This window comes from Thermoplasmata archaeon (genome assembly GCA_035632695.1).
Lineage (GTDB): Archaea > Thermoplasmatota > Thermoplasmata > RBG-16-68-12 > RBG-16-68-12 > RBG-16-68-12.
In genome coordinates this window covers 1-21,137 of record DASQGG010000209.1, presented here as the reverse complement: position 1 = coordinate 21,137, position 21,137 = coordinate 1, and the positions used below count along the sequence as shown (strand labels likewise).

Here is a 21,137-nt window from a genome sequence, read left to right as displayed (position 1 = left end):
CACGCGCTCTCGTTCCGCCGCATGCGCTTCCGCTTCGAGCTTACCGGAGAGGCGTATTCGAAGCACAAGGAGGCGTTCAAGCGGATTCTGGCAAAGCACGGGCTCCGCTGGCAAGGCACCTTGGACCATCCGCTCTGGACCAGCCGAGCGGAGCGGGTCTCCGCCGCGTACGAGCGCGACGAGGCGCACGACGTGTTGCGCGGCGCCGCATTGGTCTGGCAGGGGGCGAAGAAGTCGGGCCTCCTGGAGGACCTCAAGGCGTGGGCGTGGGAGGTGGGCGGCCGCGTCGAGGAGGAGGCGGGGCCCGCCGCGGACGATGTGACCGAGGAGGTGGAGCGCGCCCTCCGGTTCTGGGACATCGTGCACAAGCCCAACGTGGACTGGCTCGCGGCCCAGGGACGGCCCAAGGCGTGGATCGACGAGGACCTCAAGCGCTGGAAGCGCCAGCGCCAGGCGCGGCAGCGCGAGCTCATGGGGCAGGCGACGGACTAGAACGTCGCGTTCCGGTGGATCTCCAGGGAGTCGTAGCAGTCGAAGCAGAAACCCTGGCGCCGGTCATCCGGCGAGAGGACGATGCGGGCGTGGCACCGTCGACAGCGAGCATCTCGGTCGCCTCCCTGAGACAGGCTTCGAGTGTCCGGCTTGAGCTTCCACGCGATGGTCTCCTCCTCCCTGGAAGGCGGCGCGGCCGAGGAGTTGTTGGACTCTATAAAAACATTGGGTCACGGCTTCGGCGACACGCCCCGTCGACGCCTTAATCCGCTCGCCTCCCATTGCCGCGCCGGTGCTCCGCGGTTTCGTCACCTTCGAGGGAATCGACGGTTCCGGAAAGACGACCGTGAGCCGCCGCGTGGCCGAGATTCTGCGTTCGTCCGGGGAGCGCGTCTTCCTGACCGGGGAGCCGACGAGGCACTGGACGGGGGAGGCGGTCCGGCGCTCGTACGCGGACGACGTGGGCCCTCTGGCGGAGTCCTTCCTTTTCCTCGCGGACCGGGCGGCCCACCAGACGGAGATCCGGCAGCACCTCGACGGGGGCGAGGTCGTCATCAGCGACCGGTACGCGGACTCGACGTATGCGTACCAGGGTGCGCGCCTCCGGGGGATCGTGCCCCGCCCCATCCCGTTCCTCCGCGGGATCAGCGAACCCTGGCTCCTCCGGCCCAACCTCACGATCTTGCTGCGGATTCCTGCGGAGCTCGGCCTTCGTCGAATCGCGGATCGTCCCGCGAAGGTGCGGTTCGAGGAACTCGCGTTCCTCCGGAGGGTGGCCCGGAACTACGACGCCCTCGCGAAGAGCCGGAGGTTCGCGGTCCAGGACGGACGGGGACCCGCCGAGGAAGTGGCTCAGACTTCCGTCGCGACGATCAGGCGACGCCTCGCTCGGCGGTGAGGTCGGAATCCCCCGACGTCGGGGCGTGCTGCTCCAGGAACGCGCGCGCGAATGCCGTGGCCGCCGAGAGGTTTCCCCGCTCGAGCGCGACCAGGAAGGCGCGTCCGAAGACGAATTCGAGTGAGGATTCTCCCGACCGACCCAACATGCCGGTGCCCGGAGGGAGTGAAGCCGACTTGAACCAAGCCCCTAGGAATATCAGCGTCGATTCTCACCGCGGCGAGGGATCCACTCCTGTGCGCGCCCATCGTGGACAAATGTTTTTAAGTCCACCTCCGGTTATCGCGCCGTCCATGGGATGCACGCATGGAATCCGCGGTTCATTCTAAGGTATCCTCTCGCCACGGCGAAGAGGGTTTCATTGGCGTGATCTACGGAGACGTCGGGTCGACGTCCTTCCGCTGCTCCGTCGTCTTCCCCGTTGACCGCTACGACTTCGTTCAGGTCCATCACGAGACGTGCGGCACGGTCCTCGGCCGCGTGGACGAGATCGAGCGCAAGACGGATTTGTCCCTGGACCGGGCGATGACCGAGGAAGCCGAGGCCGTGCCCATCGAGGAGCGCGTCTCCGCCCAGGTGTCCGTGATCGGGTACCGCGACGACCGGGGCCTGCTCCAGGTGCCGCGGACGCCGTTCCGCGCCGGCGAGCCCGTCCGCAAGGCCGAGAAGGCCACGATCGAGGAGGTCATCGGGCTCACGGAGGACAAGAAGCACGGGGCCTACGTGGGCTTGCTGGCGGGCCACGATGTCCCCGTGTACCTGGACATCAACGCGATGGCCCAGAAGCACGTCTCCATCCTCGCGAAGACGGGCGGCGGCAAGTCCTACGTGGCCGGCGTAATCATCGAGGAACTCATGAAGCACAAGGTGACCACGGTGATCATCGACCCCCACGGGGAGTACGACACGCTGCGTGAGCGGTCCAAGGCCTCGGACCACAGCGGCCGTTTCCACGTCGAGCCGCGCGCCTACGCGGACATGATCCAGGTCTTCTCCCCGGACACCAAGGTGAACAACGGGGCGCGTCCGCTCAAGTTCACCCTGAGCAACCTGGACGCCCGGGACATCATCTCCTTGACCGGATCGGGGAAGGTGCGGACGCACCTCACGGCCCTCCGCAAGGCGCTCGACACGCTCCGCGTCGCGACGAAGAACTACACGATCCGGGACATCATCCGCGTGCTCGAGCGCGACGAAGACCCCACGAACGGCTCCCTGATCGACGAGCTCGAGTACCTGAGCGAGGTCGAGATCTTCGCCCAGGAGGGCACCCGGATCGACGAGCTCGTGGTCAAGGGGAAGACTACGATCATCAACCTGAAGGGGGTCGCGCCGGACATCCAGGAGCTCGTGGTGAATCGCCTTGCGACCGCGATGTTCGAGCTGCGCAAGGTGGGGCGCATCCCGCCCATGATGCTCGTGGTCGAGGAGAGCCACAACTTCTGCCCACAGGTCGGTCAGGTGGCCTCGTCCAAGATCTTCCGCACCCTCGCCTCGGAGGGGCGCAAGTTCGGCCTCGGCCTACTCGTGATTACGCAGCGCGCCGCGAAGATCGACAAGAACGTGTTGAGCCAGTGCAACACGCAAATCATCCTCAAGGTCACGAACCCGAACGACCTCAAGGCAATCGTCGCGAGCGTCGAAGGTCTCACGACCGCGATGGCCGAGGAGATCTCTCGGCTGCCGATTGGGGTGTCGATCATGACGGGCGGCGGGCTGCAGATGCCGCTCATGGTCGAGGTCCGCCCGCGGGAGACAAAGCACGGCGGCGAGAGCGTCAAGGTCATCGAGGACTGACCGTCACAAGCCGCTCGTGTACCACGCGCCCCCGCAGCAGTAGATGGACGACCCGTCCGCCTCGCCCCAGATCAGGTAATTCGTGCCTGTCTTCGGGTTCACCGCGAGTCCGAAGTAGTCGCCGTCGGGGAACGCGTATCCTTGGGGAGTCTTGTAGGGGGCGCCGGCCCCCAGATTCGACAACCGCACGGCCGGGATCCATGTGGCGCCGCCGTCCGTGGTGCGTGTGTACCAGGTGTTCCAGTCACCGAGGCCTCCGCAATTCCAACAGGCGTTGTTGCGGTTGTCCTGCCACGCGAGGCGGAAGTCGCCTGCGGTGAGACCCCCGGCCACGGCGGGGAAGTTGCTGTCCCCGAAGCCGTTCACGACGGCGCGGCCCCCCCAGTGGACCCCATCGGATGAGCTGCGCACGTAGAGGGCTTTCGCGGCCCCGTCCACCCCGTTCGCCGTGTACGCGAACAGGAGGGTGCCCATGGGATCAACCGCGACGGACGCCTGGGCCGCGAAGTAGTCTCCGTAACACTTGGAGATCGCGCACGGCGTGGGCGCCGCGCTCGAGTCCACGAACGTGTTCGTCCAGCTCGTCCCCGCATGATCCACCCTCAGGACGAAGATCTTCTGCGGCCCCAGGATCTGCGCCTTGTTCGTGATCGCGTTGCTGCCGCTGTTCGTGATCTTGCCCGACTCGCCGACCTGGGCGAAGTACGCGCTCCCGTCGGAAGAATCGTACGCCCCGCCGTAGGTGTACCACCAGAGGCTCTCGTTGCTCGTTTGCATCTGGGTGAACGTCGCACCGTAGTCGTGGGACACGGCGAGGTAGGACGCGGTCTTCACGTTGAACGCCACGTAGACGTCCTTGCCGTCGGGCGAGATCTCCAGGATGGGCTTGTCGTTGTACGGGAGCGCTCCGTTCATCGTGAAGGGTCCCGACCAGGTGGTCCCGTGGTCCGTCGATCGGAACAGGACGCTCCCGGGATCGTACTTCTGCAGGAAGACCGCGTAGACCGTGCCGTCCGCGGATACCTGGAGCTGCGGGTCGTACTGCCATCCTTTCCCCCCCGCGAGGTAGATCGGGTGGGCCGCGCCCCAGGTCAAGCCACCATCGGGTGAGGCGCGGACGAAGATGGCGGTCACCGGACAGCCCGAGCAGGTCTTCGAGGCGTTGATGTACGTGACCGCCTGGTAGACGTACGAAGAGGAGGGGTCGACGGCGACGGTCGGCTCCCAGTACGCGCCCGTTCCGGGGAATGCCTGCTCGTCCGCAAACGTAGGAGCGGCCGAGGCCGTTCCGACGGCGGTAAGGAGTGCTGCCACCTGGAGTATGAGCGCCGCGACGATCAGCGCACCCACGGCCGCGAGACGAGCCCTGCCCACGCGTTTCCCCTCCCGGACGGCGGGACCCCCGCCGGTTTGCGGGGCATGTCGCCGCAGCTATTTCTGGGTTCCTGGCGTCGGCCAAAGGGTTTTGCGGGCGCCCCGCCATCGCGGCACGTGGACCTCGCGGCCCTGGTCAATAAGGACATCGGCCTCACGGAGCGCGCCTTGTCCAAGATCAAGATCGCATCCCCGAAGCGCTCCCACCTGCGGAAGGTCGCGGAGGACTTCCTGGCCATGGCCCGAGCCTACTACGAGGACGCGAAGCACTTCCGGGATCAGGGAGAGCTGGAGAAGGCGCTGGCGAACATCAACTACGCCCACGGCTGGCTGGATGCGGGCGCCCGCGCCGGTCTCTTTGACGTGGGCGAGGACGACCAGCTCTTCACGCTGAGCGAGTGACTCAGAGGACGCGCGCGCCCTCGTTGTCGACCTCGCACCGCATCAGGGTGCCGAACTTCAGGTACAGGGTCGCGAGTTCCTCCCGGCCGCCTTCCGCGAAGATCGAGTTGCCCAGCATGGCCATGGAGGCGCGGCCGAACATGCGGCTCGCGCGGACAACCTCGAGGACCGTCTTGCTCGCCAGGCCCGTTTCCTCGGCGAAGCGGTTGCCGAGATCGAAGAGGCGTTCGAACGTCGGGCGTTCGGCGAACTCGCGGACGCACGACCCGCCGTGGCGGTTGATCGCGACGACCTTCGCGGGATCGCGGAGGACGGACCGTGTCTGGAGTTCAGGACCGACGACGGCCAAGAGAAGCTGCTTGTGGACCTCGACCTTCTGCACACGGGCGTGCCCCGGGGCGCCCGGCTCCGATCGCACGTCCATGCCTCCTTGGGATGCGGGGACGACGTCTCCCAGTCCCGTGGCGCACTCGACCTCGGCGACGTGGGCGAGGGCGACGAGTTCTTCCCGCGGGATTCCGGCCCCCAGAGCGTCGTTCAGGGCGAGCGTGGTGCTCAGGGCGGCGGCGGAGCTCACCCCGAACCCCTGGGATACGGGAAGGGGGTTATCGCTGAGGATCTTCACCTCGTAGGACGAGTCGCCAAGGACCTTGCGCGCCGCCACCTCCGTGACCTCGGCCCTCGCCTTTCTCCCGTTCACGAGGATCTCCAAGGAGCCCTTCGACGCATCGCGCACGCGGGCCACGGTCCGCACGCCCAAGGAGAGGGACAGGCCCGCACCCCGGGAACCCTTCCTCCGCGGATCGGGGTCGTCACAGACCTCGAAGAAGGCCGTCACGTGTCCGGGGCAGAACGCCTCACCCTGGGACACCATGGAGGACGGCTCTCCAGACCTGCTCCGCCGCGAGGGATTTGGAACCCGTGAAGGAGACGGAGCGGCCCTTGCGGTCGAAGATCGTGATCGCCGTGGTGTCCCGCTTGACCGCGGCCACGTCGTTTGCCACGACGAGGTCCAGTTCGGCCTCCTTGAGGAGGGCCATCGCTTTTCCCTTGAGCTCCGCCGCGGACACGCCCGACTCGGCCTTGAAACCCACGAGAGGTCCTTTCGTGGCCTTCCGCAGAGCCGCGAGGACCTTGGGCGTGGGCTCCAGAGCCAGCGTGATCGAGCCCTCCCGCGAAGGGATCTTGCCCTTCTGCTTCCGGGGCGAGAAGTCCGAGATGGCGGCGGGAACGAGACAGATGTCCGCCGCCGCGCCGGAGACCATGGCCGCGAGGGCGGCCGTCGTGTCGAAGGGCCGTGCCGGCAGCCAGGAAGGGACGGCCACCTCGTGGCGCCCCATCCACAGCTCAACCTCCGCGCCGTGCTCGAACGCGGAGCGGGCGAGTTCGACGCCCGTGGCCCCGCTCGAGCGGTTCGTGACGACCCGGATGTCGTCGATGGGCTCGACGGTCGAGCCTGCGATCACGAGGACCCGTTTGCCCAGGAGGTCCCGAGGGCCCAGCTTTCGGATCACGCGAGCGACGATTTCCTCCGTGTCCGCGAGCTTCGCTTTGTTTTCCTCCCGCTTGGGCTCGACGAATTCTACGCCCAGGGCGCGGAGCTTTTGGACGTTCTCGAGGACCGCCGGATTGTCCATCATCGTCTCGTGAGCCGCGGGTGCGATCAGGAGCGGGATCGCGGAGCCGAGTGCGTTGACGGCGTACGTAGTCACCGTGGTGTCGTCGATGCCGTTCGCGATCTTGCTGATCGTGTTCGAGGTGCATGGGGCGATGAGGAGGAGGTCGGCCTTGCCCTCCTTGCCGCACATCTCCAGGTAGCGCATGGAACCGTCCAGCTTCGTGTCCACTTCGTGCCCCGTGGCGAACTGGAGCGCGTTCGGATGGACGATCGCGGTGCCCGCCTGGGAGAGGACGGCGTGCACGTCGGCCCCGTGGCGGATGAGCTCCCGTGCCAGCTTGACCGTCTCGACTGCGGCGATGCTGCCCGTGACCCCAAGGACGATTGTCTTCCCTTGGAGTTTGGGACTCTTCGCGCCGCGGATTCGATCGGCGGGATGCATCCGGCTGACCATTCTTGGCGGTCGATATATATCTATGGTCAGAGGGCACGAGGTAGCTTTATGCCGCGGCGGGTTCCATCGGGCGACTCGGAGGAATGCGTTTGCAACCACCGATGCCTGCGGGCCCGGGGACTCCACCGTTCCGGCCCGAACCTGCCTATGCTTCCGCGGCGCCTGCGAATCCGCCGATAGGCGCGAGGGGCCTCATGCGAACCCTCGGCGTGATTCTCGGGGTCCTGATTTTCGTGGGCTTCTTCACCTTCCAGGCCGTCTTCCTCGTTCAGGCGCCATGCACCACGATATCGTGTCCGACTCCCGGATCCGACCAGGCCGTCTACAGCACGACGGTCCATGCCCTCGCCTGGGCGGGCCTGGTGATGCTCGACCTGTCCGTCGGCGTTGCCGTGATGGCCGCGTTCTTCCTGAATGCAGATAGCAACGTCCCGGAAACGACGCGACGCTCAGCGTTCTACTTCGCGTCCCTCTACCTGGCCGCGTTCACGTTCTTCGCCACGTTCCTGATGTCGTTCCTGTTTTCCTACCTCCGGTTCATCTGAGGCGGCGACTCCGCGAGCCAAGCTTTAACCGTCCCCTCCGGTTAACGCTCCCGCCTCCATGGACGTCCAGGCCGCCCTAGGGCAACTGTATGGCCTCGAGCGGTTCGGGATCAAGCTCGGGCTCGACAACATCCGGCAACTGCTCGCCCTCGTGGGCGATCCGCAGGCCGGTCTCCCGGCCGTCCACGTCACGGGGACGAACGGCAAGGGGTCCGTCTGCGCGTACGTGGCCTCGACGCTCCGGAAGGCGGGGTACCGGACGGGCCTGTACACCTCGCCCCATCTGGTCCGATTCAACGAGCGCATCCAGGTGGACGGCGTCCCCATCTCCGACGAGGACCTCCTCCGGCTCTGGCAGGGCATCCAGCCTGCGATGCGCGCCATGGACGGCGGGCGAGCCGTGAACCGTCCCACGTTCTTCGAGGTCACGACGGCTCTTGCGTTCGAGTACTTCCGCGAACGAACGGTGGACGTCGCCGCGATCGAGGTGGGGATGGGCGGCCGCTTCGACGCGACGAACGTGATCGACGGGCGTGTCGCGGTCATTGGCCGCGTCGGCCTCGAGCACACGGAGCACCTGGGCCGCACGGTGGACCGCATCGCGAGGGAGAAGGCCGGAATCATCAAGTCCACGTCCCGCGCCGTGACCGTGGAGCAGGAGGCGCTGCCGGTGATTCAAGAGCGCTGCCGCGACCTCGGCGTGCCCCTCTTGATCGTGGGCCGCGAGGTGTCCGTGGAGCGGATCTCCCAGGACCTCTCCGGCCAGCGCGTGAGGGTCCGCGGCCCCTTCGGCGAACTGGTCGTCGGCACGCCGCTGCTGGGCTCCTTCCAGCTGGAGAACGTCGGTCTCGCCGTGACGGCCCTCACGGAGCTCCGCAAGTCCGGGTTCGCAGTCTCCGACGCCGCGATCGCGGAGGGCATCGCGACGACCGAGTGGCCCGCCCGCCTCCAGACGATCCGGCGGGACCCTCTCGTTCTCGTGGACGGGGCGCACAACGGCCCCGCCGCGGCCGCCCTCGCCTCGGCATACGCGGAGCTCTTCCCGGGCCGCAAGTGCATCCTGGTCATCGGCATCCTCGCGGACAAGGACTTGGCCTCGATCGCTTCGTCTCTGGGCCCCCTCGCCGAGCGCGTGATCGCCTGCCACCCCAAGAGCCACCGCGCCTACCACGCGGAGGAGGTGGCGTCCGCCTTCCGAGCGTTCGCCCCGGTGGAGGTGGTCCCGGCGGTCGCCGAGGCGGTGGACCGCGGGTTGGCTGCCGCCCGCGCCGAGGACATCGTGCTCATCACCGGCTCCATCTACACGGCGGGGGAGGCCCTTGAGCACCTCGGCGCGCGCACGTGATCGGATCGAACGGATCCTCCGCGACCTCTCCCGACGGTACTTGCCCAACCGGGACCTGCACGAGGGGGAGACGGCCCTCGCGAAGATCACCGCGGAGACGGAGGACCCGTTCAAGGTCCTGATCTCCACGATCCTCTCCCAGCGCACCCGGGACGAGATGACGGAGAAGGCGTCCGCGGCCCTGTTCGCGCGGTATGGCACGGCGGCGGCGATCGCGGCGGCGCCGACCGCGGAGCTCGTCCAGCTCATCCGGCCTGCGGGCTTCTACAACCAGAAGGCGGTCCAGATCCGGAAGGTGAGCCAGGCCCTCCTCGACCGCCATGGAGGGCTCGTGCCCCGCTCCTACGACGAGCTGATCGATCTCCCGCAGGTGGGTCCCAAGACCGCGAACTGCGTCCTCGTGTACGGCTACGGGGATCCGCGGATCCCCGTGGACACGCACGTCCACCGGGTCTCGAACCGCCTCGGCCTCGTGACCACGAAGACCCCGGAGGCCACGGAGGCGGTGCTCATGCGCATCGTGCCCAAGGACTGGTGGCTCCACGTGAACGAGCTCTTCATCCGCTTCGGGAAGGACCTGTGCAGGCCCATCGGCCCTCGGTGCGAGGCGTGTTCGTTCACGGGATTCTGCCGTCACTACCGGACCGTGGTCTCCAAGGCCAGGCGCGCGCGGCCGTTCAAGCGGCGCGCGTAGGATCCGCCCGGAGCCCGCGGACGGCGGGAGGGGACCGAGGGCAATGGCCCGTGGCGGCGCGAGCCGCGGGCGACAGGGCTACGTTGATATCCGTGACCGGCTCTGCAGTCTCCCGATGGAGATCGAACTGATTGAGTTCGCTTCCTTGACGATCCCCCGCAAGGAACGCTTCACAATCGCCCGCGGTTCCTCGGACGTGGCGGAGACGTGGTGGGTCTTCGTCCACGCGGGCGGTCTCGTGGGCCAGGGGTGCGGCGCCCCCAGCGAGGTCACGCACGAGACGGCCGCCACGATGAACGAGTCCCTGAAGGCCCTGGTGAAGGGCCTCAAGGGCTATGAGTTCCACCAGCCCCACGAGATCGCGGAGCGCATGGACAAGCTCGTGCCCGGGAATCCTGCCGCCAAGGCGGCCCTGGACATGGCCGTGTACGACCTCGCGGCCCAGGTCGCGGGCCTGCCCCTCTACCGCTACCTCGGCGGCCATCGGGATCGGATGACGACGGACATGACCATTGGGATCATGCCCACGCCCGCGGCCGTCGAGCATGCCGTGCGCTGGACCCACGAGGGCTTCCGCGCGCTGAAGGTCAAGGTCGGTCAGGATCCCAAGATGGATCTCGACCGCCTGGCGGCGATCCGGAGCGCCGTGGGGCCTAACGTGGAGCTGCGGATCGACGGCAACGAGGGGTTCACCTGGGGGCAGGCCCTCTCTTTCGCGCGCGCCGCACGCGACCTGAACGTGGCCTTCTTCGAGCAGCCCGTGCCCGCGCAGGACCTCGAGGGGATGCGCGTCCTCGCGGAGTCCTCCCCGGTCCCGATCATGGCGGACGAGATGGTCCTGACCCCGGAGGACGCGAAGAAGGTGCGGTGGGGCAACGCGGCGAAGGCGGTGAACCTGAAGCTCATGAAGCACGGCGGGATCGCCCGCGCGCTCGAGGTCGACACAATCTGCTCGTCCGCGGGCTATCCGACCATGGTGGGCTGCATGAGCGAGCCCCAGCTGTCCATCGCCGCGGGCCTGCACTTCGCGCTCGCCTCGCCGAACGTGAAGTGGCTGGACCTCGACTCCCACTTCAACCTGGCCTCGGACCCCTCCTCGGGGCTCGAGTTCAAGCACGGCCACCTCGTGGCGCCGAGCAAGCCCGGCCTCGGGATCGACGTGCGATGGCCCGGGTAGGTCACTCCGCGGGACCGGGAGCCGGAGGCGTCGCCTCGCCGACGGCGTCCTCCTCTTGAGGCGTCACGAGCCGGACCACGGCCGAGACCCGGTCGCCCTCCGCGAGCCGCTGGATGCGCACGCCCCTCGCCGCCCGTCCGGTCTCCCGGATGTCCTCCACGGGGCAGCGGATCACCACGCCCCCCACCGTCGTCACGAGGATCTCGTCCCCGGCGGCCACCTCGAGCACGCCGACCACGGGGCTCTTGGCCATCTTCACGTTCGTCGTCTGGACGCCCTGGCTCCCGCGGCGGGTCTTGCGGTACTCCTTGACCTTGGTCCGCTTCCCGAGCCCCGCCTCGAGGACCGTGAGCAGCTCGGTCTCCTCGTTCTTCACGAGGGCCATGGAGACCACCCGCTCGTCCTTCCGGAGCCTCATGCCGCGGACCCCCGCGGCGGTCCGACCCATGGAGCGGACCTCGCTCAGCGCGAAGCGGTTCGCGTAGCCGCCGGCGCTCGCCAGGATGACCTGCTCGTCCCCGTCCGCGATCCGCGCCTCCACGAGCTCGTCGCTCTCGTTGAGCTCGATGGCCCGGATGCCGCGGACGTTGGGCCGCTGGAACGCATCCAGGCGGGTCTGCTTGATCCGCCCGAGCTTCGTGGCGAAGACGATGGTCCGGAGCGGGTCGAACTCGCGCACGGCGATCATGTCCAGGATCCGCTCGTTGGGCTCGAGGCGCTCCAGGAGGTTCACGATGGGCTTGCCCTTCGCGTACCGCGAGCCCACGGGGATCCTGTACGTCTTGAGCCAGTGGCATTGGCCGCGGCTTGTGAAGAACAGGATGTAGTCGTGCGTGGAGGCGGTGAACAGGTTCACGACGAAGTCCTCCTCCTTGGTCTCCATGCCTGTGACGCCCTTGCCCCCCCGCTTCTGCGTGCGGTACGTGGTCACGGGGATCCGCTTGATGTAGCCCGTGTTCGTGATCGTGACGACGACGTCCTCCTCGGGGATCAGGTCCTCGATCTCCATGTCTGCCGCGTGGAGCTCGATGGACGTCCGGCGCTCGTCCCCGAACTTCTCCTTGAGCTCCGCGAGCTCCGCCTTGATGATTCCTAGGATCCGTTCGCGGGAGGCCAGGATGCCCTCGAGGTCCTCGATTTTCACCGTGAGGTCCCGCTGCTCCTGCCGCAGCTTCTCGATCTCGAGCCCCGTGAGCTGGCGCAGGGTCATCGAGAGGATCGCGTTCGCCTGGGCCTCGCTGAGCAGGTAGCGGCTCATGAGGCCCGCGCGCGCCTCGTCCACGGTCTGGGAGTGGCGGATCAGGCGAATGACCTCGTCCAGGTGGTCCACCGCGGTGATCAGCCCCTCGACGATGTGGAGCCGCTCCCGCGCCTTGCGCAGGTCAAACTCGGTTCGGCGGCGGACCATGAGCACGCGGTGGTCGATGTAGACCTGGAGTTCCTCCTTCAGCGAGAGGTACCTCGGCTTGCCGTCCACCAGGGCGAGGTTGATGACGCCGAACGTGGTCTCCATCTGCGTGTGGTGGTACAGCTGGTTCAGGACCACGTCCTCGATGGCGTCCCGCTTCAGCTCGAGGACGATCCGCATGCCCTCGCGGTCGCTCTCGTCCCGGAGGTCCGTGACCCCGTCGATCCGCTTGGACTTGACGAGGAGGGCGATGGACTCCACGAGAGCCGCCTTGTTGACCATGTACGGGATTTCCGTGATCACGATCCGGACCTTGTCGTGGCCCGCCTCCTCGAACTCGGCCCTCGCGCGGATCGAGATGAGGCCGCGCCCTTCGCGGTAGGCCGCGGTCACGCCGTCCATCCCGTACAGGATGCCGCCCGTCGGGAAGTCGGGTCCGCGGATGGGCCCCTTCTCGGGGTCGAACAGATCGTGGAGCTCCGCCGCGGGATGGTCGATGAGGACCGTGAGCGCGTCGATGACTTCGTTCAAGTTGTGGGGCGGCATGTTCGTCGCCATGCCGACCGCGATGCCGCTCGAGCCGTTCACCAGGAGGTTCGGAAACTTGGAGGGCAGGACGAGCGGTTCTTTGAGCGTGCCGTCGAAGTTGTCCATCCACTCGACCGTGTCCTTCTCGATGTCCTCGAGCATGGCCTCCGCGGTCTTCGCCAGGCGGCACTCCGTGTACCGCATCGCCGCGGGCTCGTCCTCCGAGCTCCCCCAGTTCCCCTGGCCGTCGATGAGCGGGTAGCGGAGGGAGAAGTCCTGGACCATCCGCGCGATTGTGTCGTAGATCGCGATGTCGCCGTGCGGATGGTACTTCCCGAGGATCTCGCCGACCACGCGCGCGGCCTTCTTGTACTGCCCGCCCGAGCTCATGCCCAGCTCGTTCATCCCGTGGAGGATGCGTCGCTGGACGGGCTTCAAGCCGTCTCGTGCGTCCGGGATCGCGCGGGAGACGATCACGGAGACCGCGTAGTCGATGTACGAGCGCTGCATCTCGTCCTCGATGGGCTGCGGGACGATCCGCCGCTGCGGCGGTTGCGTGACCTCCTCGTCCGGCATCCGTCACCCTAGATGTCCAGGTTCACGACTTCCTTCGCGTGGTCCTGGATGTACTGGCGCCGCGGCTCGACGGCCTCGCCCATGAGGATCGAGAAGAGCGCGTCCGCGGACGCGGCATCCTCGATCGTGACCTGTTTGAGCACGCGGCGCTCCGGGTCCATCGTGGTCTCCCAGAGCTCCTCGGCGTTCATCTCCCCGAGGCCTTTGAACCGCTGGTACGCGATGCCCTTGTCCCCGAGCTTCTTCCCGAGCTCCTCCCGCTCCCGCTCGGAGTACGCGTAGTACACGTCTTTGCCCTTCTTGATTTTGTACAGGGGCGGCTGGGAGATGTACACGTAGCCCGCGTCGAGCATGGGCCGCATGTAGCGGAAGAAGAGCGTGAGGAGGAGAGTCGTGATGTGCTGCCCGTCCACGTCGGCGTCGGCCGCGGTGATCAGGCGGTGGTAACGGACCTTGTTCACGTCGAAGTCGTCGCCGACCCCCGCACCGATCGCCTGGATGAGCGTCCGGATGCCTTCGTTCTTGAGCATCTGGTCGAGGCGGGCCTTCTCCACGTTCAGGATCTTGCCGCGGAGCGGGAGGACCGCCTGGAACTCGCGCCTCCGACCTTGCTTGCAGCTCCCTCCCGCGGAGTTGCCCTCGACGACGAACAACTCGGCCTTCGCGGGGTCGCGCTCCTGGCAGTCCGCGAGCTTCCCCGGGAGGTTGAAGCTGTCCAGGAGACCCTTCCGACGGGTGAGTTCCCGCGCCTTTCGCGCGGCATCGCGGGCCTGGGCCGCGAGCACGGCCTTCTGGATGCAGATCTCCGCGACCTTGGGGTTCTCCAGGAAGAACTCCGTGAGCTTCTCGTACATCCCCGATTCGACGATGCCCTTGACCTCGGAGTTCCCGAGCTTCATCTTGGTCTGGCCCTCGAACTGCGGGTCGGGGATCTTCACGTTCAGAATTGCCGTCAAGCCTTCGCGGACGTCGTCGCCCTCGAGGCTCTCGCCCTCCTTGAGGTACTTGTTCTCCTTGGCGTAGTTGATGAACGCGCGGGCGAGTCCGGTCTTGAAGCCGATCAGGTGGGTGCCGCCCTCCTTCGTGTCGATGTTGTTCACGAACGTGAAGATGGACTCGTTGTAGCCGTCGTGGTACTGCATGGCGACCTCGATCTGGATGCCGTCCGATTGCTTGGTCAGGTAAATCGGATCGGGGTGGAGCGGCGTCTTCGCGCGGTTGATCCACTTCACGTACTCCTTGATCCCGCCCTGGAACTGGAACACGTCGCCGCGCCCGTGCTCCTTGTCCACGATGATGATTTGCAGCCCCGCGTTCAGGAAAGCGAGCTCACGGAGGCGCGCCGCGAGCGTGTCGTAGTCGAACGCCAGGGTCTCGAAGATCTGGCTGTCGGGCTTGAACGTGATGATCGTGCCCGTGCCCTCGGCCGGACCCGTGACCTGGAGATCCTCCGCCTTTTGCCCGCGCGCGTACCGCATCCGGTACTCCTTGCCGTCGTGGTGGATGCGGACCTCGAACCACTCGCTCAGGCTGTTCACGACGGACAGGCCGACGCCGTGCAGGCCGCCGGAGACATGGTACATCTTGTGCTCGAACTTCGCGCCGCTGTGCATGCGCGACGTGACGAGCTCCACGCCCGGCACGCCGTACTTGGGATGGACGTCGACGGGGATGCCTCGGCCGTCGTCCGCGACGGTCACGCTGCCGTCGGGATTGAGGGTGACCTGAATGTTCTTGCAGAAGCCCGCCATGGCCTCGTCGATCGAGTTGTCGACGACCTCGTGGACGAGGTGGTGCAGGCCTCGTTCGTCCACGCTGCCGATGTACATCGCGGGCCGCTTGCGGACGGCCTGGAGGCCTTCGAGGACCTGGATCTGGTCCGCGCGATATTCGGATTCGGGTCTCGGTTCGGTGGCCTCTTCCGTCATCTAGTTCGGAACACTCCACGAGGTGGTACGGGACGCTCTCGGCAGCCCATCCCTTGCGACGTTTTGAGTATGCCGAGGCCGTTTATAAACCTGCTGGGGCTGTTTCTATGGAGAAAAACCGGGTTTCGCCAAGGGGTCGTTTTCGGTGTACCCGTTTATATAGAGTAGCACGGTCAAATGACCCCCCATGTTCTCATCCTTGATACCCCGTTGGAGAGCTTGCCGAGAGGGCCGTCCGCGGGGCCTCTACCGCCGCTTCCAACGCACCCCGTCGCGGGTGTCTTCCAGCACGATGCCGAGGTCCGCGAGTTGCTTGCGGATCCCGTCCGCGGTCGCGAAGTCCTTGCGTTTTCGGGCATCCTCACGACGCGCAATCATCGCGTCGAGTTGCTTCGCGTCGATGCCCGCGCCGCCGCCGCGTCCGCCGAACAGGCCGAGCACCTGGGCGAACCCGTCGAACGCGGCCTTCGCGTCCTCGAGCGCGCGCCGCCCCGCGCCCGCCTGGATCCCTCGGTTCAGCTCGCGCGCGTACTCGAAGATGGCGGCGATCGCCTCGCGGGTGTTGAAGTCGTCCGACATCGCCCGGTCGAACGCGGAGCGCACGCGCGCGGTCGCGGCCTCCAGCGCCGCGTCACCACGCCCGTTGTCCGGGGGGGACCGGAGGGCAGCCTCGAGGTTCCGCGTGGCCTCGAGGAGGCGTTCGTACGATCGTCCGGCTTCCTCGACGGCCTCAGGGCTGAAGTCGATGGGCGAGCGGTAGTGGGCATTCAGGAAGAAGAACCGGAGGACCATGGGGTCCCATCGGGCGACCGCGTCCTTGACCGCCCAGTAGTTCCCCAGGGACTTGTGCATCTCCTCGCCCTTGATCATGAGCATACCGCCGTGCATCCAGTAGCGCACGAACGGCGTGACCCCGGTGTAAGCTTCCGCCTGCGCGACCTCCGCCTCGTGGTGGGGGAACATGAGTTCCGTGGCCCCGCCATGGAGGTCGTACTGGGGTCCGAAGCGGCTGATCGTGATCGCGGTGTCCTCGATGTGCCACCCCGGCCGCCCCTTCCCCCAGGGGCTGTCCCACGCGGGCTCGCCGGGCTTCTGCGCCTTCCACAGGGCGAAGTCCGCGGGGTGGCGTTTCGTCTCGTCCACGGCGACGCGCGCTCCGGGTCGGAGTTCCTCGATCTTCTGGCCGCTGAGTTTGCCCCAGTCCGAGAACCGGGTCGTGTCGAAGTACACGCCCGTCTCCGTGGCGTACGCGAAGCCCTTGTCCACGAGGCCTCGGATCTGCTCCACGATCTGCGGGATGTGGTCCGTCGCATACGCGTACACGTCCACGGAGGTGCAGTTGAGCGCCCGCATGCCCTCTTGGTACTCCCCATAGTACTGGCGGACGATGTCCTTCCAATCCCGCCCCGTTTCCCGCATCTTGTCGATGATCCGGTCCTCGATGTCCGTCACGTTCTGCAGGTAGAAGACCGTGTACCCGCGGGCGCGCAGGTACCGGGCGACCATGTCGAACGTGATGTACGTCTTCGCGTGGCCGAGATGCGTCTGGTCCTGCGGGGTGATCCCGCAGACGAACATGGAGACCTGCCGGTCGTGGAGGGGCTCGAACGTCTCCTTGGAGCGGGTGAGCGTGTTGTAGATTCGGATGACCGGCGGTTCTCCGGGCATGGCGCGGCACCCAAGAGGGCAGCCGCTATTAAGGTTCCCGCCCGTCGAATGATTGCGGCAGGGCCGGCGTGCCGTCGAAGCGTCCCCAGAGCCAGAGGTAGAGGAACAGGCTCAGGCAGAACAGGCCGAACGAGAGGGCTCCCGCCCGGATGAACGACAGGGACGGGACGCCGGGGAGGAACGGGTCGGGTGGGTCGATCCCGTTGACCACGATCCGTGCGGCGATGTAGAGCCATGCCAGGAGGCTGCCCACGACCGTCGCGAGCACGAGCGCGCGGAGGGAGCGACGCGATCGAAGACCCTCGGACACCATCGGCCGGTCGTGACACGCCCCCTCTTCATAGTCTCTTGGCTTGCAGGCGACATCGAACGGGGTGCTCCGATCCGAGCTCGACCGCAGCCTCCGAGACTTGGCCCGATTCCGCGTCGCGGTCCGACGAGTCTTAAGTGAGCCCGCGTCCATCGGGGTCCCGTGGGCATCCCCGCGACGCCGGCCGGGAAGACGTTGGAGACGCTGCGCTCCGTGACGCGGCGCCGCCTGCTCTATGCGTCCTCCTTCCTGGCCCTGGGCGCGGTCCTGCTCGCGATGGCGCAGGTCTTCGTCCTGGCCTTCGTGCCCGTGGGCGTGACCACGGGCCTGCTCCTGGGCGCCCTCCTCCTGATCCTCGGCCTCGGCGCCGGGGCCCAAGCGGCGGTCGCGCTCAGCCGCGCGTTCCCCCTGAGCGAGTCCGCGCTATCCGCGCGGCTCGCGCTCCTCGCGTCCCTCCTCGTCGTCCTGCCCGTCTGCACGGCGGTCACCGTCCTGTACGTCCTCGTCGCGCTCCCCGAGTCCCCGGTCGTCGGGCCGACGAACCTGGTCTTGGTGCCCGCGATGCCGTTGTTCTGGGGACCGCCGTCTTCCGTTGCCGCGGTCGGGTTCGTGTACGCGGCGCGGGAGCTCGCGTCGGAGCGCATGGCCATCGCGGCCGCCATCGGGTGCGGCGTGATCGTCGGCATGACGCTCTCCGCCTCCGGGGGCGCCATCGTGGACCCCGTCGGCGCGGTCCGCAGCGCGCGTCTCCTCGGGGACCTGTTGCTCCTCGCCTTCGGTTTCGTCGTGGTCGCGTTCGCGTTCCAGATCGATGCGTGGGCGGCTCGCTCGCGGCACGCGCCGTGACGTGTTGACAGCGTCTTGTCAAAACGCTTATCCGTCGCAGCGCGGGATGCATCGGCCCGCCATGGCGGGATTCTCCCCTACCCCGCGTGTCCGTCGAACCCGTGCCGTCTGGCCGGGGCAACTGCACCGAGGCAGCGCGTGGCTCGCCGCGGGCTCCGTCTTCTACTGGCTCGCCTTCGCGTTCGGCGGCTGGACCCTCTGGATCAACGGCGTGGGCGTCCTCTACGTGGACCTGCTCCTCGCCTGGATCGGCGTGCTCATGAACGTCCTGGCCTGGCCGGACCTCTGGGACGGGCTCAAGGGGCTCGTGGCGTCCAAGCCCGGCAGCTCGGACGCGCTCGTCGCACGCCGGTCCTTCTACCTGGTCCTCGGGCTCGCCGCCCTCGCGGCCGGCATCCTCCCGCTCGAGTACCGCGCCGTCGGCCCCACGGGCACCTGGATCCTCGTCCTGTACATCACGGCCTTCCCCTACCTGGCGTGGCTCTTCGTGCCCACCCTCGCGCTGTACGGCATCGCGTTCGGCCGGGTGGGCAACCTGCTCGATGGCACGTCGAAGCGGCTGACCGACGCGGGCGCCATGGTCCTGTTCGCGGTCGCCGCGGCGACGACGGCCATCGTCCTCCACACCCCCGCCTCGACCGTGTTCGTGCAGTCCTGGAGCGTGGGCTTCGGCATCCTGCCGGCCGCGTCGTGCGCGGGCTACATCCTGATCGCGGTGGGCCTGACCCACCATGCGCTCCCCGAGCCGGCGCCGACCCGGGGATGGGCGCTCGCGAAGACCCCGAGGGCCAAGGAGCCCTGGGCCTAGCTCAGCACCCGCCCGAGGTCCTCGAGCAGGTCGTTGACGTCCTCGAGGCCCACGGAGAGCCGGACGAGCCCCTCCGTGATCCCCTGCTTGAGCCGCTGATCCTTGGGCACGCTCTGGTGGGTCATGGAGTCCGGATGTTCGATGAGAGACTCCACGCCGCCGAGGCTTTCGGCCAGGGTGAGGACCTGGACGCGCCGTAGCCGGTCAACCACGTGGGCCGCGTCCTTGAGCTCGAAGCTGAGCATGCCGCCGAAGCGCCGCATCTGCTTCGTCGCGATCCCATGGCCCGGGTCGTCGGGCAGCCCGGGGTAGTGGACTTGGGCCACCGCGGGATGGTCATGGAGGAACCTGGCGACCGCTTCGGCGTTGTCGCAGTGGCGCTCCATTCGGACCGGGAGGGTCTTGATCCCGCGCAGGACGAGCCAGACGTCGAACGCGCTCGGGACCGCGCCCAAGGCGTTCTGGGCGTACTTGAGCGTCTCGTGCAGGTCGTCGCGGTTCATCACGAGCGCCCCACCGAGGACGTCCGCGTGGCCGCCGAGGTACTTCGTCATGCTGTGCACGACGAGGTCCACACCGAGGTGGAGCGGGTTCTGGAGGGCGGGCGAGGCGAACGTGTTGTCGCACACGCTGATCGCCTCGTGGGCCTTCGCGATCACCGCGAGCTCGCGCAGGTCGACGACCTTCATGAGCGGGTTCGTGGGCGACTCCATCCAGAGCATCCGCGTCTCGGGGCGGAAGGCGTCCTCCACATCGACCAGGTCGCGGAGGTCCAGGAACGTGGTCGTGATCCCGTAGTTCGCCATGAACCGCGTGAAGATCCGATACACGCCGCCGTAGCAGTCGTCGGAGACGACCACGTGGTCGCCCTTCTTGAGGAGCGTCAGCGCGGTCGTGATCGCCCCCATGCCGCTGGAGAAGGCGAGGCCGTGCTTCGCGTCCTCCAGGGCCGCGACGCTCGTCTCGAGGGCGCTGCGGGTGGGGTTGATCCCGCGGGCGTAGTCGTACTCCCGCTGGTCCTTCTGGGAGTACGTCGAGGTCATGTAGATGGGCGGGGTCACCGCCCCGGTCCTCGGCTCGGGCTCCTGGCCCGCGTGGATGGCCTTCGTCGCGAAGCGCATGGGAACGCCGGGGCCGGACTCACGCGCCGTGCGTAAAAGGTTTGCTGAACCCTCAGGCCCGGCCGGCGAGGTACTGGATGATGTCGCTGCGAGTGATGATCCCCTCGGGCCGGTCCACGGCCCCGACGACCACGGCGGGATTTCCATGGAGGAGGAGCTTGTACACCGTGTCCAGATCCGCTCCCGGCTCGACGACGGGGAACGGCTTCTCCATGACCTTGGCCACGCGGTCGTCGTACATCTTGGGGTTCTCGAGGAGCGCCTTCATGAGGACCTCCTCCCGCAGGGAACCCACCATGATGCCCGTGTCCATCACGGGCAGCTGGGAGATCCCGTACTGGCTCATCACGTCGACCGCCTCGCGGACCTTCGCGGCCACGTCGATCGTGACCACGCCGGGAACCTGCCCGGCCTTCGCGTGGACGATGGCCATGAGCGGGGCGGTGGGCTCCTCGAGGTAGCCCTGCTCCTTGAGCCACTCCTCGTTGTGGGCCTTAGACAGGTACCGCAGCCCGCTGTCCGGCAGCAGGACGACGAGGACGTCGTCGGGCCCGAGCGTCTCCGCGATCCGCCGCGCACCCACCAGGGCCGCGCCCGCGGAGCTCCCCGCGAGGATGCCCTCCTCGCGGCTCAGCCTGCGGGTCATCAGGTACGCCTCCTTGTCGGAGACCTTCTCGATGGCGTCGATGTACTGGAACCAGGTCGTCTCGGGGATGAAGTCCTCCCCGATCCCCTCGATCTTGTAGGGATGACCTTTCATTCGTTGTTTCTTATAGAAATAGTCCTTGAGAATGGAGCCGAGCGGGTCGACGCCGATGACCTGGATCCCCGGGTTCTTCTCCTTGAGGAACTTGCCCACGCCGCTGATCGTGCCGCCGGTCCCCATGCCGCAGACAAAGTGCGTCACCCGGCCGTCCGTGTCCCGCCAGATTTCCGGACCCGTGGTCTCGTAGTGGGCCTGGGGATTCATCGGGTTCGCGTACTGGTTCGGCAACACGGAGTTCGGCGTCTCCTTGTGGATGCGCGCCGCGACGCTGTAGTAGGACTCCGGATGCTCGGGCGCGACGGCCGTCGGGGTGACGACGACGCGCGCGCCGAACGCCTTGAGGGCGTCGATCTTCTCGCGGCTCATCTTGTCCGGGATCGTG

The 21,137-nt window shown here is 67.3% G+C and carries 19 protein-coding genes; 10 read left to right on the top strand and 9 right to left on the bottom strand.

Annotated features, from left to right (window positions below; genetic code table 11):
* Positions 1–21 precede the first annotated feature (21 nt).
* From VEY12_13040 to VEY12_13030, 3 genes are all read left to right on the top strand, one after another.
* Positions 22–492 (top strand): hypothetical protein, encoded by a 471-nt coding sequence (locus tag VEY12_13040; protein HYM41047.1) that lies wholly within the window; start codon positions 22–24, stop codon positions 490–492.
* A 292-nt stretch (positions 493–784) separates the two neighbouring features.
* On the top strand, positions 785–1,390 hold the full coding sequence (gene tmk, locus VEY12_13035; protein ID HYM41046.1) for a dTMP kinase: 606 nt from the start codon (positions 785–787) through the stop codon (positions 1,388–1,390).
* 366 nt (positions 1,391–1,756) lie between these two features.
* Positions 1,757–3,187 (top strand): ATP-binding protein, encoded by a 1,431-nt coding sequence (locus tag VEY12_13030; GenBank protein HYM41045.1) that lies wholly within the window; start codon positions 1,757–1,759, stop codon positions 3,185–3,187.
* A gap of 3 nt (positions 3,188–3,190) precedes the next feature.
* Here the strand turns inward: VEY12_13030 and VEY12_13025 are convergent, their stop codons facing one another.
* Complete coding sequence (locus VEY12_13025; protein HYM41044.1) at positions 3,191–4,561, bottom strand: sialidase family protein; 1,371 nt, start codon at positions 4,559–4,561, stop codon at positions 3,191–3,193.
* A gap of 117 nt (positions 4,562–4,678) precedes the next feature.
* Here VEY12_13025 and VEY12_13020 point away from each other — a divergent pair, with 117 nt between their 5' ends.
* Positions 4,679–4,963 carry a DUF357 domain-containing protein gene (locus VEY12_13020; protein ID HYM41043.1) on the top strand — a complete coding sequence of 95 codons (285 nt, stop codon included), beginning with the start codon at positions 4,679–4,681 and terminating at the stop codon, positions 4,961–4,963.
* Position 4,964: 1 nt separating this feature from the next.
* On the opposite strand, the gene VEY12_13015 is transcribed toward VEY12_13020, so the two are convergent.
* Both VEY12_13015 and coaBC read right to left on the bottom strand, forming a co-directional pair.
* On the bottom strand, positions 4,965–5,837 hold the full coding sequence (locus VEY12_13015; protein ID HYM41042.1) for a hypothetical protein: 873 nt from the start codon (positions 5,835–5,837) through the stop codon (positions 4,965–4,967).
* Positions 5,821–7,023 (bottom strand): bifunctional phosphopantothenoylcysteine decarboxylase/phosphopantothenate--cysteine ligase CoaBC, encoded by a 1,203-nt coding sequence (coaBC, locus tag VEY12_13010; GenBank protein ID HYM41041.1) that lies wholly within the window; start codon positions 7,021–7,023, stop codon positions 5,821–5,823. The genes VEY12_13015 and coaBC overlap by 17 nt, the downstream gene beginning before the upstream one ends.
* Before the next feature lie 206 nt (positions 7,024–7,229).
* On the opposite strand from coaBC, the gene VEY12_13005 reads away from it, so the two are divergent.
* The 4 genes from VEY12_13005 (at position 7,230) to VEY12_12990 (ending at position 10,796) form a co-directional block, all read left to right on the top strand.
* Positions 7,230–7,580 carry a hypothetical protein gene (locus VEY12_13005; protein ID HYM41040.1) on the top strand — a complete coding sequence of 117 codons (351 nt, stop codon included), beginning with the start codon at positions 7,230–7,232 and terminating at the stop codon, positions 7,578–7,580.
* A gap of 58 nt (positions 7,581–7,638) precedes the next feature.
* Positions 7,639–8,925 carry a folylpolyglutamate synthase/dihydrofolate synthase family protein gene (locus VEY12_13000; protein HYM41039.1) on the top strand — a complete coding sequence of 429 codons (1,287 nt, stop codon included), beginning with the start codon at positions 7,639–7,641 and terminating at the stop codon, positions 8,923–8,925.
* Complete coding sequence (gene nth, locus VEY12_12995; GenBank protein ID HYM41038.1) at positions 8,900–9,619, top strand: endonuclease III; 720 nt, start codon at positions 8,900–8,902, stop codon at positions 9,617–9,619. Before VEY12_13000 ends, nth begins: the two co-directional genes overlap by 26 nt.
* Before the next feature lie 115 nt (positions 9,620–9,734).
* Positions 9,735–10,796: a dipeptide epimerase gene (locus VEY12_12990; protein ID HYM41037.1), complete on the top strand. Its 1,062-nt coding sequence runs from the start codon at positions 9,735–9,737 to the stop codon at positions 10,794–10,796.
* 1 nt (position 10,797) lies between these two features.
* Here the strand turns inward: VEY12_12990 and gyrA are convergent, their stop codons facing one another.
* The 4 genes from gyrA to VEY12_12970 form a co-directional block, all read right to left on the bottom strand.
* Positions 10,798–13,308: a DNA gyrase subunit A gene (gene gyrA / locus VEY12_12985; protein HYM41036.1), complete on the bottom strand. Its 2,511-nt coding sequence runs from the start codon at positions 13,306–13,308 to the stop codon at positions 10,798–10,800.
* A gap of 8 nt (positions 13,309–13,316) precedes the next feature.
* The gene (gene gyrB, locus VEY12_12980; protein HYM41035.1) at positions 13,317–15,236 is read right to left on the bottom strand and encodes a DNA topoisomerase (ATP-hydrolyzing) subunit B; all 1,920 of its coding nucleotides are present in this window, start codon (positions 15,234–15,236) and stop codon (positions 13,317–13,319) included.
* A 246-nt stretch (positions 15,237–15,482) separates the two neighbouring features.
* Positions 15,483–16,904 (bottom strand): cysteine--tRNA ligase, encoded by a 1,422-nt coding sequence (cysS, locus tag VEY12_12975; GenBank protein ID HYM41034.1) that lies wholly within the window; start codon positions 16,902–16,904, stop codon positions 15,483–15,485.
* 28 nt (positions 16,905–16,932) lie between these two features.
* Positions 16,933–17,217 (bottom strand): hypothetical protein, encoded by a 285-nt coding sequence (locus VEY12_12970; GenBank protein HYM41033.1) that lies wholly within the window; start codon positions 17,215–17,217, stop codon positions 16,933–16,935.
* Positions 17,218–17,376: 159 nt separating this feature from the next.
* Between VEY12_12970 and VEY12_12965 the strand changes: the two genes are divergently transcribed.
* Together VEY12_12965 and VEY12_12960 are read left to right on the top strand one after the other, a co-directional pair.
* Positions 17,377–18,060: a hypothetical protein gene (locus VEY12_12965; GenBank protein HYM41032.1), complete on the top strand. Its 684-nt coding sequence runs from the start codon at positions 17,377–17,379 to the stop codon at positions 18,058–18,060.
* A gap of 61 nt (positions 18,061–18,121) precedes the next feature.
* On the top strand, positions 18,122–18,868 hold the full coding sequence (locus tag VEY12_12960) for a hypothetical protein (GenBank protein HYM41031.1): 747 nt from the start codon (positions 18,122–18,124) through the stop codon (positions 18,866–18,868).
* Here the strand turns inward: VEY12_12960 and VEY12_12955 are convergent.
* Together VEY12_12955 and VEY12_12950 are read right to left on the bottom strand one after the other, a co-directional pair.
* On the bottom strand, positions 18,865–19,989 hold the full coding sequence (locus VEY12_12955) for a PLP-dependent aspartate aminotransferase family protein (GenBank protein HYM41030.1): 1,125 nt from the start codon (positions 19,987–19,989) through the stop codon (positions 18,865–18,867). The genes VEY12_12960 and VEY12_12955 overlap by 4 nt on opposite strands.
* Before the next feature lie 52 nt (positions 19,990–20,041).
* Positions 20,042–21,137: pyridoxal-phosphate dependent enzyme (locus tag VEY12_12950; GenBank protein HYM41029.1), on the bottom strand; the 1,096-nt coding region annotated here is incomplete at its 5' end.